General features: G+C 48.0%; 12 protein-coding genes. 3 read left to right on the top strand and 9 right to left on the bottom strand.

Features of this window, described 5'->3' with window-relative positions; all coding sequences use genetic code 11:
• Window positions 1-4: 4 nt before the first annotated feature.
• The 9 genes from J4G02_01370 to J4G02_01330 all read right to left on the bottom strand — a co-directional run bounded on the left by J4G02_01370 (window position 5) and on the right by J4G02_01330 (window position 13,216).
• Window positions 5-664: a lysophospholipid acyltransferase family protein gene (locus J4G02_01370; GenBank protein MCE2393244.1), complete on the bottom strand. Its 660-nt coding sequence runs from the start codon at window positions 662-664 to the stop codon at window positions 5-7.
• Window positions 661-1,587 carry a phytoene/squalene synthase family protein gene (locus tag J4G02_01365; protein ID MCE2393243.1) on the bottom strand — a complete coding sequence of 309 codons (927 nt, stop codon included), beginning with the start codon at window positions 1,585-1,587 and terminating at the stop codon, window positions 661-663. Before J4G02_01365 ends, J4G02_01370 begins: the two co-directional genes overlap by 4 nt.
• Window positions 1,588-1,756: 169 nt before the next feature.
• Entirely contained in the window at window positions 1,757-3,238 is a 1,482-nt protein-coding gene (gene crtI, locus J4G02_01360) for a phytoene desaturase (GenBank protein MCE2393242.1), read from the bottom strand.
• A complete protein-coding gene (crtI, locus tag J4G02_01355) occupies window positions 3,235-4,755 on the bottom strand; it encodes a phytoene desaturase (protein ID MCE2393241.1) in 1,521 nt (506 codons plus the stop codon). The genes crtI (J4G02_01360) and crtI (J4G02_01355) overlap by 4 nt, the downstream gene beginning before the upstream one ends.
• Complete coding sequence (locus J4G02_01350) at window positions 4,745-5,425, bottom strand: lycopene cyclase domain-containing protein (protein MCE2393240.1); 681 nt, start codon at window positions 5,423-5,425, stop codon at window positions 4,745-4,747. Before J4G02_01350 ends, crtI (J4G02_01355) begins: the two co-directional genes overlap by 11 nt.
• Entirely contained in the window at window positions 5,425-5,982 is a 558-nt protein-coding gene (locus J4G02_01345) for a hypothetical protein (GenBank protein MCE2393239.1), read from the bottom strand. The genes J4G02_01350 and J4G02_01345 overlap by 1 nt, the downstream gene beginning before the upstream one ends.
• Before the next feature lie 25 nt (window positions 5,983-6,007).
• Complete coding sequence (gene idi, locus J4G02_01340; GenBank protein ID MCE2393238.1) at window positions 6,008-6,544, bottom strand: isopentenyl-diphosphate Delta-isomerase; 537 nt, start codon at window positions 6,542-6,544, stop codon at window positions 6,008-6,010.
• A 121-nt stretch (window positions 6,545-6,665) separates the two neighbouring features.
• Window positions 6,666-8,939: a hypothetical protein gene (locus J4G02_01335; GenBank protein ID MCE2393237.1), complete on the bottom strand. Its 2,274-nt coding sequence runs from the start codon at window positions 8,937-8,939 to the stop codon at window positions 6,666-6,668.
• A 128-nt stretch (window positions 8,940-9,067) separates the two neighbouring features.
• The gene (locus J4G02_01330; GenBank protein ID MCE2393236.1) at window positions 9,068-13,216 is read right to left on the bottom strand and encodes a hypothetical protein; all 4,149 of its coding nucleotides are present in this window, start codon (window positions 13,214-13,216) and stop codon (window positions 9,068-9,070) included.
• A gap of 419 nt (window positions 13,217-13,635) precedes the next feature.
• Between J4G02_01330 and J4G02_01325 the strand changes: the two genes are divergently transcribed.
• The 3 genes from J4G02_01325 to J4G02_01315 form a co-directional block, all read left to right on the top strand.
• On the top strand, window positions 13,636-15,954 hold the full coding sequence (locus J4G02_01325) for a TonB-dependent receptor (GenBank protein MCE2393235.1): 2,319 nt from the start codon (window positions 13,636-13,638) through the stop codon (window positions 15,952-15,954).
• Between the two features lie 604 nt (window positions 15,955-16,558).
• On the top strand, window positions 16,559-17,059 hold the full coding sequence (locus tag J4G02_01320) for a hypothetical protein (protein ID MCE2393234.1): 501 nt from the start codon (window positions 16,559-16,561) through the stop codon (window positions 17,057-17,059).
• Between the two features lie 247 nt (window positions 17,060-17,306).
• Window positions 17,307-17,796, top strand: a 490-nt coding sequence (locus J4G02_01315) for a hypothetical protein (GenBank protein ID MCE2393233.1), incomplete at its 3' end; no start/stop codon positions are given.

Genomic DNA, 17,796 nt, shown 5'->3' with positions numbered 1-17,796 from the left:
CCTTTCAGGAAAGCAGATTTAGTCCCTCTTCTTCACAAAGAATCCGTAATGCCAATTCATCCAACAACACTGTTTCAGTCTTTTCAAGCCAATCCATCCCGCAAAATGTTTCTGTGTCAAATAGATTCACTTCCCCGCAAAGAAAAAAGGCACTTGGACATCTTTCACCGAGAAATTCCGTACGAATTGCCAATGGAAGTACAGCGACCTGCTTGCCGTACTTTTGTAAAATCCATTCAACGCCTCGCTTGTAACCGAGGGGTCGCGTATGCCACGGTAATAGTTCGCCTTGAGGAAAAACAGAGACCAGCGACATCTGTTGGTTCAATAACTCAACGGTGTATGCCAGCGATTCGACGATACCCCGCCGATGGCCCGGCTCGATTGAATAAGCACCAATCTTCGCGAAGAACCAGTATTTAGATAGCTGTTCCTCAAGCATCATCAGATAGGCGGTACGACGAAAAATCCGTTTGTTGAGCAGATACACAAAGAACCCGTCCCACCATGTACTGTGGTTTGGCAACAACAGCAACGGTAAATCGTTGGGAATTTCCGGCGGTGTCCCTAACAGTTGAATCGTATCAAAATGACGCTTGAAGAGCCACTTAAGGTAGGGATGGAAGATGAGGTCCGCCCAAAGGCGGTGCTGTGCTCGAATCATCTATTTATTCCAGAGTGCATCGGGCATAGTTTCTCCCACGCCGATAGAACGTTCATCCTAAGCACCTCGTGTAACAGAATCCCAATTTTTTGAATGGGTGGCACAAATACTCGGCTTGTGAATGGATTATAGTTTCGCGCTTCAATTTGCCTCAAGATACCACGGTAAATTTTAGCAGCCGAATAGATCGCATACTGTGATTCCGTCTTGAGTAGAGAGATGCCGGGGATCGCTTCAGAATAATAACGATCTGCCCGTTTAATTTGGAACTTCATAAGTGCACGTAATTGAGGCGTCATCTTCTCATTTAAGATGTCTTGATTCGACACACCGAATACCGATAAATCCGCCTGTGGCAGATAGATCCGTCCCATCTCCTTATCCTCTTTGATGTCTCGCAGAATATTGGTCAGTTGCATCGCAATCCCGAGTAACTTCGCGTATTCAAAAGCACGTTTGTCTTTATACCCAAGGATATGTGTCATCATCAGTCCAACAACGGAGGCAACCCGATAACAAAAAAAAGTGAGTTCATCAAATGTTATGTACCGTGCCTGTTGGATATCCATAGTAACCCCCTTGAGTAGATCGAGGGGGTATCCAATAGGAATCCCATACCGCCTGGCAACAAGAATAAAGGCACGAACGACCGGGTGCTCGGACTCGCCGGTGTTATAGGCAATTTGCAATTCTTCTGTCAAGAATTCGATCTCTCCAAAGATTTCCGATCGAGTTCGCTGACGTGGTGTGTCGATCAGATTGTCACAGTGTCGGCAGAAACCGTACAACGCGTATGTTGCCCACCGACGATCAGCGGGAAGTATTCGTGCTGAGACATAAAAGCTTTTTGAATAGTATGCGGTTATTCTACGAGCGTACTCAAACGCAGCTCGATCTTCGTCTGTTAGCTTCCACGATCTCATGATATAATCTCCTCCCTCAATTGATTCCTAAACACTGAAGACTATCCTAATCCAAGTTGCTAGTATCTTAGACACACCTACAGGTATTGGATCAAGCGGATGAGTTGGGTTAGAAATTCGTCCCACCAGCCATCAGGACACAAAATATCAAAATAGACGGAGACCCAATCTATCCTATCAAATCCTTGATAACCAACTTTACCGTTGTTTCTGCTGTTAGCAGCACGCCAGGCACTCCTGCACCGGGATGGGTGCTTGCTCCAACGAAGTAAAGTTGCTCTATATCTTCACTTCGGTTATGTGGCCGGAAATACGCTGTCTGCGTTAGTTTTGGCTCAACTCCCCATGCGCTGCCAAGATGACTATTCCGATGTTGTTTAAAATCCAAAGGTGTGAACGTTTCAATTACCTCAATCGAAGTACTTAAATCTGTCAATCCAAAGTCGTTCTCCAAAAAGGTCAGTACCTTGTTAATATACACTTTCTCCATCTTTTCCCAGTTGATCCCACTCTCCAAATTCGGTACTGGAATCAGTACATATATGCTCTCACAATCTTCCGGTGCCATCAACGGATCCGTTTGCGATGGAATGTGTAAATACATTGAAAAATCATCTGGAAGAATCTTATTATCAAAAATGTCATCTACCAACCCTTTGTACCTCTCAGAAAGAATTAGCGTATGATGCTGCAACTGTGGATACTTTTTACGAACACCAAGGTAGAGCAAAAATGCACTCATCGAATATTGAGTTTTCCTGAGTTTCTTGTAAGACCATCTCCTACGATGTTCGGGCTCAATAAGTTCTCCGTAGGTGTGCACCAAATCGGCGTTGGAAATAATACCATCTGCCTCGTAAAATTGTCCGTTTGCTAGAACGCCTTTTGCTTGCCGATCTTCAACAACAATTTGCTCCACTTCTGCATCGTTTTCAACAACACCGCCGAGTTCTTTGAACACGCTCTCTAATGCCCGCACAAGGTTGTACATCCCACCTTTGCAGAACCAGACACCCCCTGTCTTCTCAAGATAAGGAATCATTAAGTAAACAGCTGGTGCCCGGAACGGATTGCCACCTATAAACAACGGATGAAACGAAAAGGTGAAGCGGTGACGTGGGTCATCAAAATACCTCTTAACGAAGTTAAAAGCAGGTGTCAATGCTCGCAGTCGCAAGGCACGCGGCAGAAAACCAAGCATAGTTTGCAAATCAAACGGAATTGAGCCTAAACCGTCTGTGATAACAGCATCGTAGAGTTGACGGGTATGCGCCATGAAATCGTCGTAGTTTCCAGCATCTGCCCTATTGAACTGCGCCATCTGCTGTTTCATCCGCTCGGTATCATCCGTATAGTCAAGCGATGAACCATCATGGAAATAGATGCGATAAAACGGATCCAGTTTGACTAAATCAAGGTAATCTTCCATCCGCACACCGGCGCATCTAAATACTCGCTGAATCAGGTCGGGTGCGGTGATAATAGATGGTCCCATGTCGAAAGTATACCCATTCTTAACCAATTGATAGGCGTGACCACCAACTTTCGCGTTTTTCTCCAGAATTGTAACTTGCAGACCTTGGGATTGGAGTCGAATCGCTGCTGCAAGCCCACCAAATCCTGAACCAATGATGACGATTTTCTGTTTCATATCCGCTCCCGCGGACCAACGATGTTTTCAATTTTCAATCCGTGATCCGCAGCAATCAATGATGCCGCCATTTTTCCAGACAATATAACCAGAGGAATACCACCCCCCGGATGCACAGAACCGCCTGCGAAATAGAGTCTATCAAGGACACGGCTACGATTCGGTAGACGTTTGAACGCGGTAGTTTTGCTATTGGACGAAATGCCGTAGATGCTTCCCTGATTGCTAGCATAAAACTCAGAAAAATCCTCCGGTGTGTAGACCTGCTCCGCTTCGATTCGATCTTCGATGTCGAGACCAATTTCTCTTAACCTACCTAGTACAAAGTTTCGCATCCGAACTTTTTCCTTTTGCCACATCTGTCCCGGTGCGAGATAAGGCATGTTCAACAACACAAACCAATTTTCCCCACCAACAGGGGCATGTGCTGCATCCGCTTTACTCGTTATGGCGATGTAGATAGTCGGTTCATCCGGCACTCGCCTATGCTTGAAAATCTGCCGAAATTCCGCTTCGTAGTCACTAGAGAAGATAATGTTGTGATGCGCTAATTGTGAGTGATTACTTCTAACACCCCAAAGGAATACCATTCCCGACAACGATGGTTCCAATCGATTCAGTTTTTCACGCTGATTTGGAGGACCGCCAATCAATTCGTCATGCGCTATGATAGCATCTGCACCGCACAGTACATAATCCGCGGGAACCTTCTGACCGTTGGCTCGCACTCCACTGACCTGTTTACCATCTTGACAAATCTTTTCAACCTTGACCGATGTATGAATCTCGACCCCTCGCTCGCGGGCTATCATTTCCAAAGCATTGACCAAGCGATACATGCCACCTTTGATGTAGTAACCACCCAAGCCGTATTCAACATACGGAATTATATTCAGGGTTGCAGGGGCTTGAAACGGATCTGAGCCGTTGTACGTAGCGTACCGGTCGAAAAGTTGGATCAGGCGCGAATCTGAAAAAAAACCTGACACACTCTGATGTATCGTCCGAAACGGATCTATTTGATGAAGTCTAAACAGCGTCCGCAAATAACGGAACTTCATCAGTTTCTTGAACTCATGAATCGGTGTAAACATAAAGATTTCAGCTGTCAGAGTGTGTATCCGTTCCGCATATTCCAAGAAACTTTCATACGCTTCCGCATCAATGGGCGATAACTGTTTGATCGCAGCTTTCATCTTTGCTTTATCAGCACTTGCATCCATCACTGAACCATCGGCAAAGAAATATCGGCATATCGGGTCAATTGGTATAAAGTCCAGATAATCTGACCGATTGAATCCAGCAAAATCAAATAATTCGTCAATAACAAAAGGCATCGTCAATAAAGATGCCCCAGTATCAAACCGGTAGCCCTCCAAAACCACCTCGTTGATCTTCCCACCAATTGTCGGATTCTTCTCGAATAGTTGTACAGAGAATCCCAGCCGCGCGAGACGAATCGCCCCACTTAACGCACCGAGCCCGCCACCAATGACCGCCACTCTCTTACGTTCCATGCCAAATTTTCCTCAACTTCTCATAGAGAATCGCGTTAAAAAGCATCAGCCCGAATCCGTATCCGAAATCCTCGACAGGAATTGACAAAATTCGGTAGCCAACCTGATATGACTCACCATATAGAACAACCGGACGAGCTGTGAGATAGCCGTTAAACACCAAAACCAAACCAGCTACAACTGTAAGATAGAGATAAGTCCTCGGTTGCAGCAGCAGATCAACTCTTAACAACCTATCTGCCAATCCAACGAGCCCCAAACAAAATAGCACCAACCCTGTATACTGCTTACCCATGCTAAAAACCAATGCTCCCCCCAACAACAGCATGTATAAAATAGATCTGACGTGCCGAAGAGACTTCACCTGTGTCGCCTTGTTTGCTTGAGGCAGGGTTTCCCATACTAACAAACACCCAAATGGAACCGTGATAAAAAAAAGCCACTCTTCAATCGGCAAACCGAATAATCGAAAGTCGAGCGTATATGCTGCATTGAACCACCAATGCGAACCGGTGGCGAGCACATCCCAAATGATATAAGGAATCATGACAATTACACTCGCCAGTAATTTCAATTTCCAATGGGAAATCTGCTTAATCTGGCAATTGAATTGGGAGGCTATGGGTCCGGCAATAACGACGAGATTAAATAAAAGATATTCGACTTTCATTAATCCACAACTGGAGGCTGGAATTCCAATTTACCTTTGAGTATTTGGAGATATGTTTTCTCATCGCTCGTCAGTTTTGCCTTTTCAAGCAAGAACTCAACGACATGTGCGATTAGCTGCTGATCATAGGTATATCGTTCCAGTGGCAACCGCTTGATAATCTCCTTGAAGGCTCGCTGGGCACCATCAGAACGTTTGAAAAAGAATGGAAGGTGGTAGCAGGTCGTGCCGTGGATGAATAATGCTTCAATGTCATTTGGGCTTTTCTCTAAACCGTTATCCATGATTGCTAGGCCACGCTTTGTCCACTTGAGCTTGGTATGCGGAAAAAACGCATGTTTTCCTTTGAGAGCAACAAGTGCTCCAATATAGACCTGCGTACGCCCAGTGTAACTCGGTTTTACCTGTGCTATTAGCTCGAACAGCTTGATTGTTGGTTCAATCTGCTTTTTGTCCTCAATAGCGGCATAAAATTGCTTGCGCGCCCTTTTCAGTGTTTCTTCTACCGGTTCATTCGCTGCAGCTGTACTAATATACAACAAAAGTAATAGCGCCACTATGAAATTTACATGAACAAATTGATTAAATTTCATTCAGAGAACTAACCGTTTGGTACTGCTTAACAACACAATTAAGTATCAATTTGAACCAGTAGGTATAATGCTCAGGGTTTTCTCCAACATCCCGCTTCAGTTTTTCGGGTTCCATCCATTTCCAATCCTCAACTTCGTCAGGATTGGGCACCGGTTGACCATCATAGCGTCCAACAAAGACACTGTCTAACTCGTGCTCAAATAGGCTATTCTCCAGTTTGGCATGATAGATAAAGCTGAAAAGCTCAGTCAATTCACAATCGAAACCCATCTCCTCATTGAGCCGCCGTCTCGCCGCACAATTATGACTTTCACCAAGACGTGGATGACTACAGCAAGTATTCGTCCACAACCCACCCGAGTGATATTTTGTCTCTGACCGTTTCTGAAGCAGCAGTTCCCCTAACTTATTGAAGATGAAAACCGAAAATGCGCGATGCAGTTTACCCTCGCGATGTGCCTTTAACTTCTCTTCAGTACCGATTTCTCTGCCCATGCGGTCAACGAGTATCACACGCTCTTGCACGGCTTATATCCTTTCGCATATGTTGCGGTTCCAGCATATTATGAACTTAGCGGCACGACCCACACCGAGCGGCATCTACCGTGTCTTTTTACATATTACACATTACGCATTAGGCTGCCGTCTAATCAATTGCAATCCGCTCAATTGAATGGACAAAGAGCACATCGTTCGCACCCGCGTAATGCCGCAGTGTTTGGGTCGCCAGCTCAGGTTCGAGATTGTCCGCCATTACACCTGCAATAACTAAGTCAGCCTGAGAAGAGTAATGGGACACCTCTTGCTCCAATGCTTCCCCATTGCTGCACGAAACAGAAGTCACGTTCTGCGCTGAAATCGGCAGCCGTCCTTCCCTCATCCACGCCGAGAGCCTATCCGCCTCACGTTCCGCATCTTCAGACTCGAAACACGCAAAAAGCTGAATCTCAGCACGTCTCCATTCCGGATGACCTACAATGATATACGCGAGCATTAGCATCATTGGAGCGTTCATCAAGTTCTCTTCGGTCACCCATACATGGATCGAAGACCGATACCCGAATCGGTACTTCGTCGATCGCAGTATAAGGACATTGAACATCGAACTAATGGCGAGCCGAGCACCCTGTCCGACATCACTGATTTCATCAATATTTTCCCGATCAAACTCAAACAGGATAGAGTTATTTGGCAGGCCAGAAATACCCGGCATCTGCAACGTCTGTGCAACGGCGAGCTGAAACGTCGGGCAAATCAGGGTATCAACAAAGATGCCTGCCCTGCTGACCTCTGTCCGTTGGATTAACTCGTCAACGTGAATACGAGCCTCAATCTCGTCAAGAAACGAATAATCGCCGTGGAAGAACTGGATGAAATGACCAAACCCGTGCCGATGGCAAATCCAACGGAGCAGATCAAAATGCCCAAGCCGACGCTCGCCAAATTGAGTCACTGCGACAATTGATGGACGCCACCCGCCCTCAGGGGAGATACCACGGTTCCGCTGCAAGGTAATCTGCAGCCACCGAGTTAGCTGGAACATCGTCCCCTGAAAAATTGCCGTCAAGTCACGCTGTCCCTTGTGGCCATGGCGGAGCCCGAGGTAGATTGCCACCATCATAAAGATCGAGATGAACGCATACAACACGTTTATCTGAATCATCATCAAGCCACACATCACGGTACCAACTAGCGACAAGTACCAGCGAGAATGAAACGTGGGACGATAGGACGGATTACCTGCAAAGTGTTCAAGGAACGATACCGCACACAGAACGCCGTATGTCACAATGAAGAACATGGTGAGGATTCGGGCGATAAAGTCCACACCGCCAGCCACCACGAATACAATCGCGATTGCACCTGAGACGTAAGTTGCATATACCGGTTCTTGCGTCTGACCCACCCCTTTTTCCATCAGACGGTTCAACTGAGAAAACGGTAAAACATTGTCACGACCAAGCATCTGGAGCGTTCTGGGCGCGACCAAAATCGAGCCAAGAGCCGAAGACAGTGCTGCTGCACCCAATCCAACGTAGATCGCGGGCCCCCACAAGGCAATCTTCGCCATAACAAACTGATCGGCGACAAGTGCTTCAGGCGTGGCACTCTGCGCCAGCTTGACAGCGACGAGTGCGTATATCACCATTCCTGCGATCGTCGCGGCAATCGTACCCAAAGGTATACTTCGCTGAGGGTTCTTCAGGTCGCCGGATAGCCCAAGTCCCGCAATCATGCCGGTGAAAGCAGGGAAACAGATCGCGAAAACCGTGCCGAAACTGTCACCACCTTCGATTCGTGCCGTGATGTTTAGCCCTTCCGGCCGAATCTCATCGGGCCCCATTCCAAAAAGGAACGCACCGATTGAGACCACTAGGATTGCACTGACCGCCCATAAGCCCCACACACCCAAATCGGCACCCTTAATCAACATCAGCGCGATAAGGAGGAGCGTGCAGGTAAGACTCACCCAGCGGTGGTCCAGCTTGAATTCGTATGTAACAGCTACCCATTTATAGAGGGGCTCCAGAGCTTCTGCAAACGCCACCATATAAAAAGCAATTGAGATCGCTTGGGCAAGATATAGAGTGATCCCGATTGTACCACCGATAGTCGGACCAAAGGAACGGCTAACAATGTAGTATGCGCCGCCACCTGCCACGCGGCGGTTAGTTGCTATCTCAGAGACCGCTAGAACCGTGGGAATGGTCACCGAGTGTCCAAGAGCAATAATCGCCAAACTGCCCCAAAGTCCTACATGACCAACCGCGTAACCAAACCGCAAGAAAAGAATTGCACCCAGAATCGTACAGACCGATGTAAGGAAAACAGGCGCGGTGCCGAAGCCGTGCCCATCTTCGGAATGCGAGACACCGCCGCTCGAGGTTAACCCGGATTGTTGTGCTGCATTTGAAAACATTAATAGGAATTCCCCTTTAGCCTGAGAAAATCTGCGTAAAGTGAATCGGTTAGAGAAAGCATCACCTGCCTATGAAATTGTAAAAAATAAATCAAAGTTCCATCGGAAAAACTTCCAATTTCTTTGCCTCAAAGATCCTCAGGTCCATAAGATTCTGTAAAGGTTGTCCAAATACCTGTGTGTTTATCAAAACGACTCAAGCCACGATAGGTGCCGAACCACACATAAGTATCTCCTACTGAGATAGAGAGGATCCCGTTATGAGCCAAACCTTCCTCTCGGGTGTACGTTAGCCAGCTATTCGCCGACGGGTCAAAGCGGCTCACACCCGCATTATACGTCCCAATCCAAACTTCAGTGCCATCAACATCAATCGAAGTCACCTTGTTGCTAGTAAGTCCATCTTCCGTTGTATAGGAAGTCCAAGCCTCTGTGTCCTCATTATAGACAGTCGCACCACGATCGGTTCCAAACCAAACTCGCTCGTCATCAATAGCGATGCAACTGATTTCATCGCTCGCCAAACCATCTGCTGTTGTGATAGTCTTCCACGTGTCCTTACCAATATCATATTTGCTTACGCCGCGTCGCGTACCGACCCAGACATTTTTCTTGCTGCTAGCGATACACCAAATCTCATCTGTAACCAACGACTCCGCGAACTCTTTGGAGACAGATGCAGGTTGAATCTCCGTGCCGGACGTGTAAGCGATCCAAGCGTTGAGGTCGTCTGCAGTTCGGGGATACTTACCAATCCCGGAGTTAGTGCCAACCCAAATGTTATTGCCATCATTACTAACAGAAGTCACATTATTAGCAGGCAACCCATGCCCGGTTTTGTACTGATCCCAGCGTAGGGCGAGTTTATCAAAACGATTCGCTCCATCTCGGGTGCCGACCCAGACGTACTGGTCATCAACCACAATCGAACTCACCGAATTATCGGACAATGTATCTTTCCTTTTGGGACGCCATCGGTGCCAATGACCACCGTGGGTGGCAATCTCTTCGGAACCACCCTCCTGTTGATACTGCTTCCAAGTGCCCAATTCCTTATCATAACGCGACAAACCGTTGTCAGTACCGACCCAGACAAAACGCTCATCTGTATCCACCGTCCGGATGGTGCGTCCCGAAAGGGTTGGCATCGCTGTGAAGGAAGTCCAGGATTCCCTCTGTTTGTCATAGCGAGAAAGCCCCCGCAACGTGCCCACCCATACATACCTATCATCAACGGCAAGCCCATACTCGTCTACATGGTTATGTAGCAACCCTTTGAGATCTCTGAACACCGTCCAAGTGCCAGATGCGAAATGGAACCGCCTGAGCCCATTATTGGGTACGGCTAACCAGAGGTAGTCGTCGTCGGTAGCTAACTCAAGCGTTCCACGCCCAGACTTGATTGTCGTCCACTCTCCGGTGCGTCTATCGTATCGGGTAACCCCCTTCTTCGTCCAAGGTCTGTAGAGTATCCAAACATCGTCCTTTGTGGCAATAATTCGCCTAATGGTGTCTGACGCAAGCACGTCACTCGTTGAAAACGTGTCCCACCTCTCCGTTTTTTTATTGTATCGTGACAGCGGGCGGTTACTGTCTCTGTCCCACTCCGAACGTGCAACCCAAATGAAATCCTCGTCCGCGGTAATCCACTCGGCACCTCTGCCGGCTAGTCCGTCCCTCGGCGTGAAATCACGCCATTTACCGGTAAATTCATTATAACGGTGAAGTCCACGTCCCGACCCAAACCAGACCTCCGGCCCATCAACCGCCAGTGATTTCAACCGCTCAATTTGCATCTCTTTACTAGGCGAAATTGCAGTCCATTTTCCAGTCTTTTTACTATAATGGCTCAATTCGACACCGATCATTGGACTCACCCAGACGCTGTGTTCGCTCACGGCAATTTTGTCTAAATCGTTCGTAGGAAGGCCCTCCTCTATCGTAAAATGTTGCCACGTATCCGCCATTTTATCGTAGCGAAGGATCCCGTAGTCCGTGGTAAACCAAACTGCATCTGTATCCACATAGCTCCAACGTACTGTGGTCATCGATCTTTTCCGGGTTGACTGGAGAATATCTAAGCGCGTAAAACGCTGCCACGCGCCAGTGGGGCGATGAAACCGTATAATCCCACCGTTCGGTGAAGAAGCCCAGTTGTTGAACCAGATGTAATCGCCATCAAATTTGATATTTGAAACCTTCGTTTCAAGAAACGGCTCACGTACCGGACGTGATTGATGCAGCACGATGTCGCCATCTGAGGGGTGATATTCGACAAGACCGACCGACGTCGCCAACCAAAGTCTTTGTTCCGCATCACACAGGATGTCTCGAATGCTATACGGTACATCCGAGATAAGACTCCAAGCCTCCGAAGCAATCGTATAACTTCCCAAACCTTGTGGTGTGCCGATCCAAAGGATCCCATCTCGGAAATCGAGTGCGGTAACATTAGAAACAGGCAATTGTGCGTTGAACGACATCGGCATCCAACGTTCCTGGCCAACATCATAGCGCGCAAGTCCTTGCCGTGTCCCCGCCCAAAGAATATCCTCTGTGGAAAATAGTGCATTGACGTAGGTGTCGGGAAGTCCCTCAGCAGCATGATGCATCTTCTTATCCGCAATGGAATATCGCCAAACACCCGCCGCGCCACCAAACCAGACCATTCCGTCGCGGACAAGTACGGATAACACAATCGCATTTGAGCGATCACCCGGTGTCTCAAGCTGCGTCCACTCTTGAGAAGTTCTGTCATACATGGCGGGACCTAAACTTGTACCGATCCAGAGTACATCCCCATCAGCAACGATCGCCGTCACAAAAGCCTCTCCCTTCGTCTCGGATCGGGGAGGAGAATAGAACGTCCATTCGCCGCCGGAGAATGATCGTGTGCCAAGGCCCCGATCTGTACCGATCCAGACCTGTGCACCAGTCATCCCGCCGCTCGAAATTTCGATTAGTTCGCTTTGTTCCGATTCACGCAGTGGAGACGCAACATCTATCTTCGTAACATACGGGCTCGGAAGACCATCCTCTTTGGAGATGATTTCCCAACTGCGCGTTTTGGGTTGGTAAATCGAAATTCCGGATACGGTCGCTAGCCAAAGGTTACCATCCGCATCACGCGTTATATCCCGGACATCGTTATCCGTGAGAAAATCGGCTCGTTTGTAAAGCGTCCACTCACCGGTTACCTTATCAAAGCGGCTCACTCCATCCTCTTTGCTCGCAAACCAGACATCATTGCCTTGTGTCGTAATCCAACTGACATGATTGCTTGCCAGTCCGTCCCCTTTGGTGTAATGCACCCAAGTGTTGACCGGCTTGATGAAACGATGCACGCCGGCATTCGCAGTACCAAACCATACCTGAAACCCATCCGCACGGATACAAGAGATCATATTGCTTCTGAGTAGATCGCTCTTGGTAAACGTCTTAATGAAGGCTTGCTCAACCTGATTGTATTGACTCACACCCTCATCCTGCGTTCCGAACCAAACACTATTCTCGTCTACCGCAATAGTAGCAATTTCATTGTCTATTAAGCCATCTGATTTTTTATAGTTATTCCAAGAATCGGTGTCTCGATGGTAGCGGCTCACCCCACCCTTGCTAAACCGAGGGTCATCCTCCCAGCCGTGGGGATCCGGATTTATCTCCCTATCCGTACCGACCCACACATACTCTGGCTCGACCGCGACCGTCGTAATCACCTTGCTGACGAGCCCATCCTTGCGGGTACGCACCGCCCAACTGTCGATGGTTTTGTCATAACGGTTTAACCCGTCAGATGTCCCAAACCAAACGTAGTTCCCATCTACCGCGATGGACGATACCTGATCACTTGCCAATCCATCAATCGTTCGGTACGTTGCAAAGGTGTTCGTCTCCGTGTCGTAGCGGCTCACCCCCTCCTCTGTGGCGAACCAAACCCATTGCCCATCAATTGCAACGGCGTTGACCGCATCGTTCGACAAACCGTCTTCCATCGTATAATGGAACCATTGGTCTTGGTCTCGATCCCAACGCGAAACACCGGCTTGTGTTGCAAACCACACATTGCGTAAATCAGCCGCAATACAGTTGACCTCGTTACTGACGAGCTTCCGTTCCACCCGCCAAGTTTTTTCGGTAGGAGAACCGGAATCGAAATTCTCCAATGGCATATTGGGGTCATCGGGGACCAATGTCGTGCACCCTACCATCATCAGAAGAGGTAGCAACAACAAGTTACATATAGCGGTTTGCACCCTGTGCCGATCTGCTCGCTTCATTATTTTTACAACCTTTCGTTCGCTCGCCTAAGAACGGTTTTGTAGTTATTGTGCCACTAGGTGGAGAGTATGTCAACTTAATTTGGCATCGCAATAAATCGTAGACACGTTTTTTTAGGCATTACGGATTACCCATTATTTCTTCAGAAACATGGGGAAATCAGTAGCGACTTATCGCCCTAGCTATTACATCCCAAATCAACCCGTGTTTCTATAGCAAACACAACTGTCCAAAAGGCAAACACAACTGTTCAGAAATTGAACACTAGGCAGCCTATCGTCGGAAAAAACCGATCAGGAATCCGCATATAGACGCACACCCTAGCTTAAATCCCTTTGGCACAAAAATTGCCTTTTCATCAACACATGGTCTCAAAAATTCAATTATCCACAAATCATGCGGAGAAAGGAGCGACCCTATGAAAGCTAAACAAAACCACCTATGGATATGTTTGACTCTTTTCCTTATTAGTATCAACCTCGTTTATTCTCAAGAAGATGAGGTAGAATCGTCGATTGTTGAACTTGAGGAAGTCACTGTCATAACCCGTGTCGAAAAAGATACTTTCCGAACGCCGAACGCGGTCTCCGTGATTGATCGGGAGCAGATTGAGCGCATGAATGCGCCAACGACTCCCCAAATCTTGCGCGAGACAGTGGGTGTCTGGGCACAGCAAACCACGGTTGGTCAAGGTTCACCCTTGCTGCGTGGGCTTACCGGCTATCAAGCCTTTCTTGCAATTGATGGTGTTCGACTCAACAACTCCACCTTCCGCTCCGGCCCTAATCAATATCTGGTAACAACTAGCCCGGACAACCTCGATCGGATTGAAGTGCTGCGCGGTGCCGGTTCAATGCTATATGGCAGCGGCGCGATGGGCGGTGTCATCAGCATGTTCACTAAAGACACCCTTCTTGATAACGCAACAGACAATTGGAACATCCAGCCCCGTGCCTTTACTCGATTCGCTTCGGGAAGTGCAGAGCGGCTCGGACGGCTTGAGGTGGTCGGAAGCCAAAAGCAACTCGGATTTTCGGTCGGTGCGTCCGCACGATGGTTCGGTAATATTAATCCGGGCAGCGGCTACGATCTACACTACAAGAACCGCAAGTTTGAAATCGTCACCGACAAACCAACCGGTGTAGAAGTCTCCGATGGACCACCCAAAGATGTTCCCGAACAATGGTTGATTGATTCCGAAGGACCACTCGGTTGGAACGCCTACGACGGCGACGCCAAAGTCTCTTACAAACTCACTGATACCAGTACAGTCAACCTTGCATACCAACTCTGGCGACAACCGCAAACCCCGCGCTATGACAAGATTGCACCCCGTGAATACGATGAGTTTTTCTTTCAACCGCAAGATCGAGACCTGCTCTACGCCACCTATCTCTCCAAACCGGAAAACTTGGCGATAGATCAGATTCAATTCACCACCTCATTCCATCGTCAGAAAGAGGGGCGAAATGAACTCCTACGCGATGCAACGGAACGGCGCGAGCGGTTCGATACCGTCAACACATTGGGACTTAGTGCACAGGCGGTCAATTCGTCAATGCCGAAGCAGCGTGTCGTCGCAGGCGGTGAATTCTACTTCGATACCGTTTCAAGTCAAACGATCAAAACCGACATCAAGACCGGTGCTGAAAATGTAGACGACACAAAGGGCAGGTTCATCGACGGATCGCAGTTCTGGGACGCAAACCTCTACGTTCAGGACGAAATCGAACTGCACGAACGCCTCGAAATGACGCTTGGTGGACGATATACCCTTTACAACACAAACGCGGACCTCTCGGTGCGCTCTGATCAGTTTGATGATTTTAACCAATCCGGTAACGCATTGACCTACAGCGCAGGGCTAGTTGCAAGCGTTACCGACGGATTGAACGTCGTCGGCAATTTCGCTACATCGTTCCGCGCGCCTTCTTTGAACGATACAACTGCTGTTGAAGTCACCAATGAAGGTATCGACTCCCCTTCACCCGATCTCAAATCGGAGAGAGGATGGACAGCAGAGGGAGGCTTTAAGGCACGCTATCCGTGGCTTATCGGTTCACTGACCCTTTTTCATGGTCGCGTCAGCGATCTGGTCACCCGTGTACCCGTCGAAGATGCTTACAAAGACCAACCGCTGCCAGAACTGATTCAGGAAATCCAGCAAAGCAATCCGGGCGTTGATGTCTATGTATTTGATAATGTGGATGAAGTGCAGATCCAAGGCGTTGAGCTTGCTGGAATGGTTCCGATTCCGATTCAAAGCGGTTTGTCGCTCTACGGTAACGCGATGTTCACACGTGGGAAGGTACTGACCATCAACGGTGCAGCACCTGATCCCGATAAGCCGTGGGAGGAACGGATTCGTCGTGAACCACCACTCAACGGCATGGTCGGTATTCGCTGGCAACCGCCTGCCCAACGATTCTGGGGAGAATTCTTCGTCCGTGCCGCTACCGAGCAGAGACGGTTAAATCGGAGTGATATTCGAGACCCACGGATTCCGGGAACCACTCGCGATACAGGTGAGGTCGAGTTTGATGCCAACGGCGCAGCGATTGGTGAAGGTTCGCCGGGCTGGGTAACGCTTAACCTGCGCGGCGGTTTTCAGGTGACCCAATACAACCGACTCACCCTCGCCCTCGAAAATCTGCTTGATAAGCGGTATCGCGAGCACGGCTCCGGCATCAATGCGCCGGGATTCAACCTGATTGTCAGCCTTGACAACCAGTTCTGATTATCGGAGATTGAGAAGATCAATTCGAGGAATCTCGCACATATCCATTTGACCTTAATTACATTCCGGTCGAGGATTATTACATATTCAGGTTATTACTTGAATATGTAGTAATCCCCCTCCTAGCCATTCTTTGCTTAACCGCCAAACCGCTTCACACCAAAATCTACAAAATGGACTCGGATGGGGCAATCAGACACGACTCACGTTAAATTAGGTGCCCAGTGGACGACAGATTGTATTTGGGTATTACCGGGAGGGTGAGGAGAATCGGAAGGTGTACGTAATGGATACCGATGGCGGCAATCAATAGCGGTTGACCCGCTATCCTGCTATCATCACGTTAAACGCAGCAAAATCTCGATTTTATTGAAAAAGCCGCATCCAAAATGGTTCGGTATAATAGCAGAAAAGGCAACCAAAGTCACATAGGAAACGCTCCCAACGCCAATTGTTAGCAAATTCCTAGGTGACAATTGACTCGATATGCCCATCTCCGATTTCTCGTAGAGGGGTGTTTTTTGTCTGCCGCCCTTTCTGCTGCTAATTAGTATAATCGAATTGACAGTAAATGTTAAGCAAATTCTCAAAGGAGCTTCAAATGATGAAACCATTACACATTGCTAAAATCCTATTTTTAATTACATTGCTGATTTCGATTGGGTTGGTTGGCTGTGGTGAAGAATACGACGACGATGACCACGATAACAATGAATATGACGACGATAATGACGATGATGAGTACGACGATGATGGCAACGATAGGCGTTCTGCCAATGCTCTCGACGTCGTATTTGATAATCCCGTAGATGCCGGTAGACCAAGTCCCTCGTTTAACGCCGATATCCTGCCTATCCTTACGAACCGATGCGCCTTCGCAGGGTGCCATGTTGCCGGTGGACCGGGCGGTATAGATCTCCGTACGTATGATGCCGTAATTGCCGGAGGAAATGATGATGATACCGTCATTGCAAGCAATGCGAGAGAGAGTGAACTAGTCGATCAAATTGTTGAGGGTGAAATGCCACCTGACGGGCCACCTTTGCCAGCAGCTCAGATCCAACTTATCATTGACTGGATCAATGAAGGTGCTAAGAACAACTGAACCCGATTAAATATGTAGGAGTTACGCACTTCAGCTTGCAGTATCGCAATTTAATGAACGGATGTAAGGACCGTAGATCTGCGGTCCCTACGAAATCGTGGATTCACGGTTTGGTAATGTTTGAAGGCAACCACAAGGGTTGTCCCTACGAGGCTTTGAACGTTCAGCTGCGTAAGTCCTAATATGTTTCGTTTTCGTAGATCTTTTACAGATAGAGTGCAAAACAACTAATTGGAGGAAATAACTGATGTCCACGAAATTAAAGAAATATCTAAGTATTACAACATGTCTGTTTTTTACAGTGATAGGTTGCGCAATCAAACACCAAGGCTCTAATCGTTTGGATAAAAATGAGGAGGGCAAGTTCCATAACTCCTCGACCTCCGATGTTGACTTGGATCCCTCTGGCGATGAAAATCTAAAGCAAACCGGTAATACAGAAGGTCTTGAAAAGGATGGATTGAAGCAGCATAACTTCGGTGAAAATGGAACGACTGACTCTAGTCTAAGTGGCTCTAGCAATGGGGTGGTGATTTACCCAACAGCCCAAAAGCCGAGTTCCAACATGTATAGCCAGAGGGCGCAAGATCGCGACGACGATGATGATGACGACGATGACCACGACGATGACGACCATGACGACGACGATGATGATGACGATGACGACGATTACCATTATGGTAATGTGTTATTTGATGATCCTACAGATGCCGGTAGATCCAGCCCCTCTTTTCAGG

It is taken from the genome of Candidatus Poribacteria bacterium (assembly GCA_021295755.1).
Classification (GTDB): Bacteria; Poribacteria; WGA-4E; order WGA-4E; family PCPOR2b; genus PCPOR2b.
This window is presented reverse-complemented; position numbering and strand designations above follow the sequence as displayed.

Excerpts from the sequence above, each read along its gene's own strand:
- J4G02_01335 (MCE2393237.1), bottom strand. The coding sequence starts at position 8,939 with ATGTTTTCAAATGCAGCACAACAATCCGGGTTAACCTCGAGCGGCGGT.
- J4G02_01320 (MCE2393234.1), top strand. The coding sequence starts at position 16,559 with ATGAAACCATTACACATTGCTAAAATCCTATTTTTAATTACATTGCTG.
- crtI (MCE2393242.1), bottom strand. The coding sequence starts at position 3,238 with ATGAAACAGAAAATCGTCATCATTGGTTCAGGATTTGGTGGGCTTGCA.
- crtI (MCE2393241.1), bottom strand. The coding sequence starts at position 4,755 with ATGGAACGTAAGAGAGTGGCGGTCATTGGTGGCGGGCTCGGTGCGTTA.
- J4G02_01365 (MCE2393243.1), bottom strand. The coding sequence starts at position 1,587 with ATGAGATCGTGGAAGCTAACAGACGAAGATCGAGCTGCGTTTGAGTAC.
- J4G02_01370 (MCE2393244.1), bottom strand. The coding sequence starts at position 664 with ATGATTCGAGCACAGCACCGCCTTTGGGCGGACCTCATCTTCCATCCC.
- J4G02_01350 (MCE2393240.1), bottom strand. The coding sequence starts at position 5,425 with ATGAAAGTCGAATATCTTTTATTTAATCTCGTCGTTATTGCCGGACCC.
- J4G02_01325 (MCE2393235.1), top strand. The coding sequence starts at position 13,636 with ATGAAAGCTAAACAAAACCACCTATGGATATGTTTGACTCTTTTCCTT.
- J4G02_01330 (MCE2393236.1), bottom strand. The coding sequence starts at position 13,216 with ATGAAGCGAGCAGATCGGCACAGGGTGCAAACCGCTATATGTAACTTG.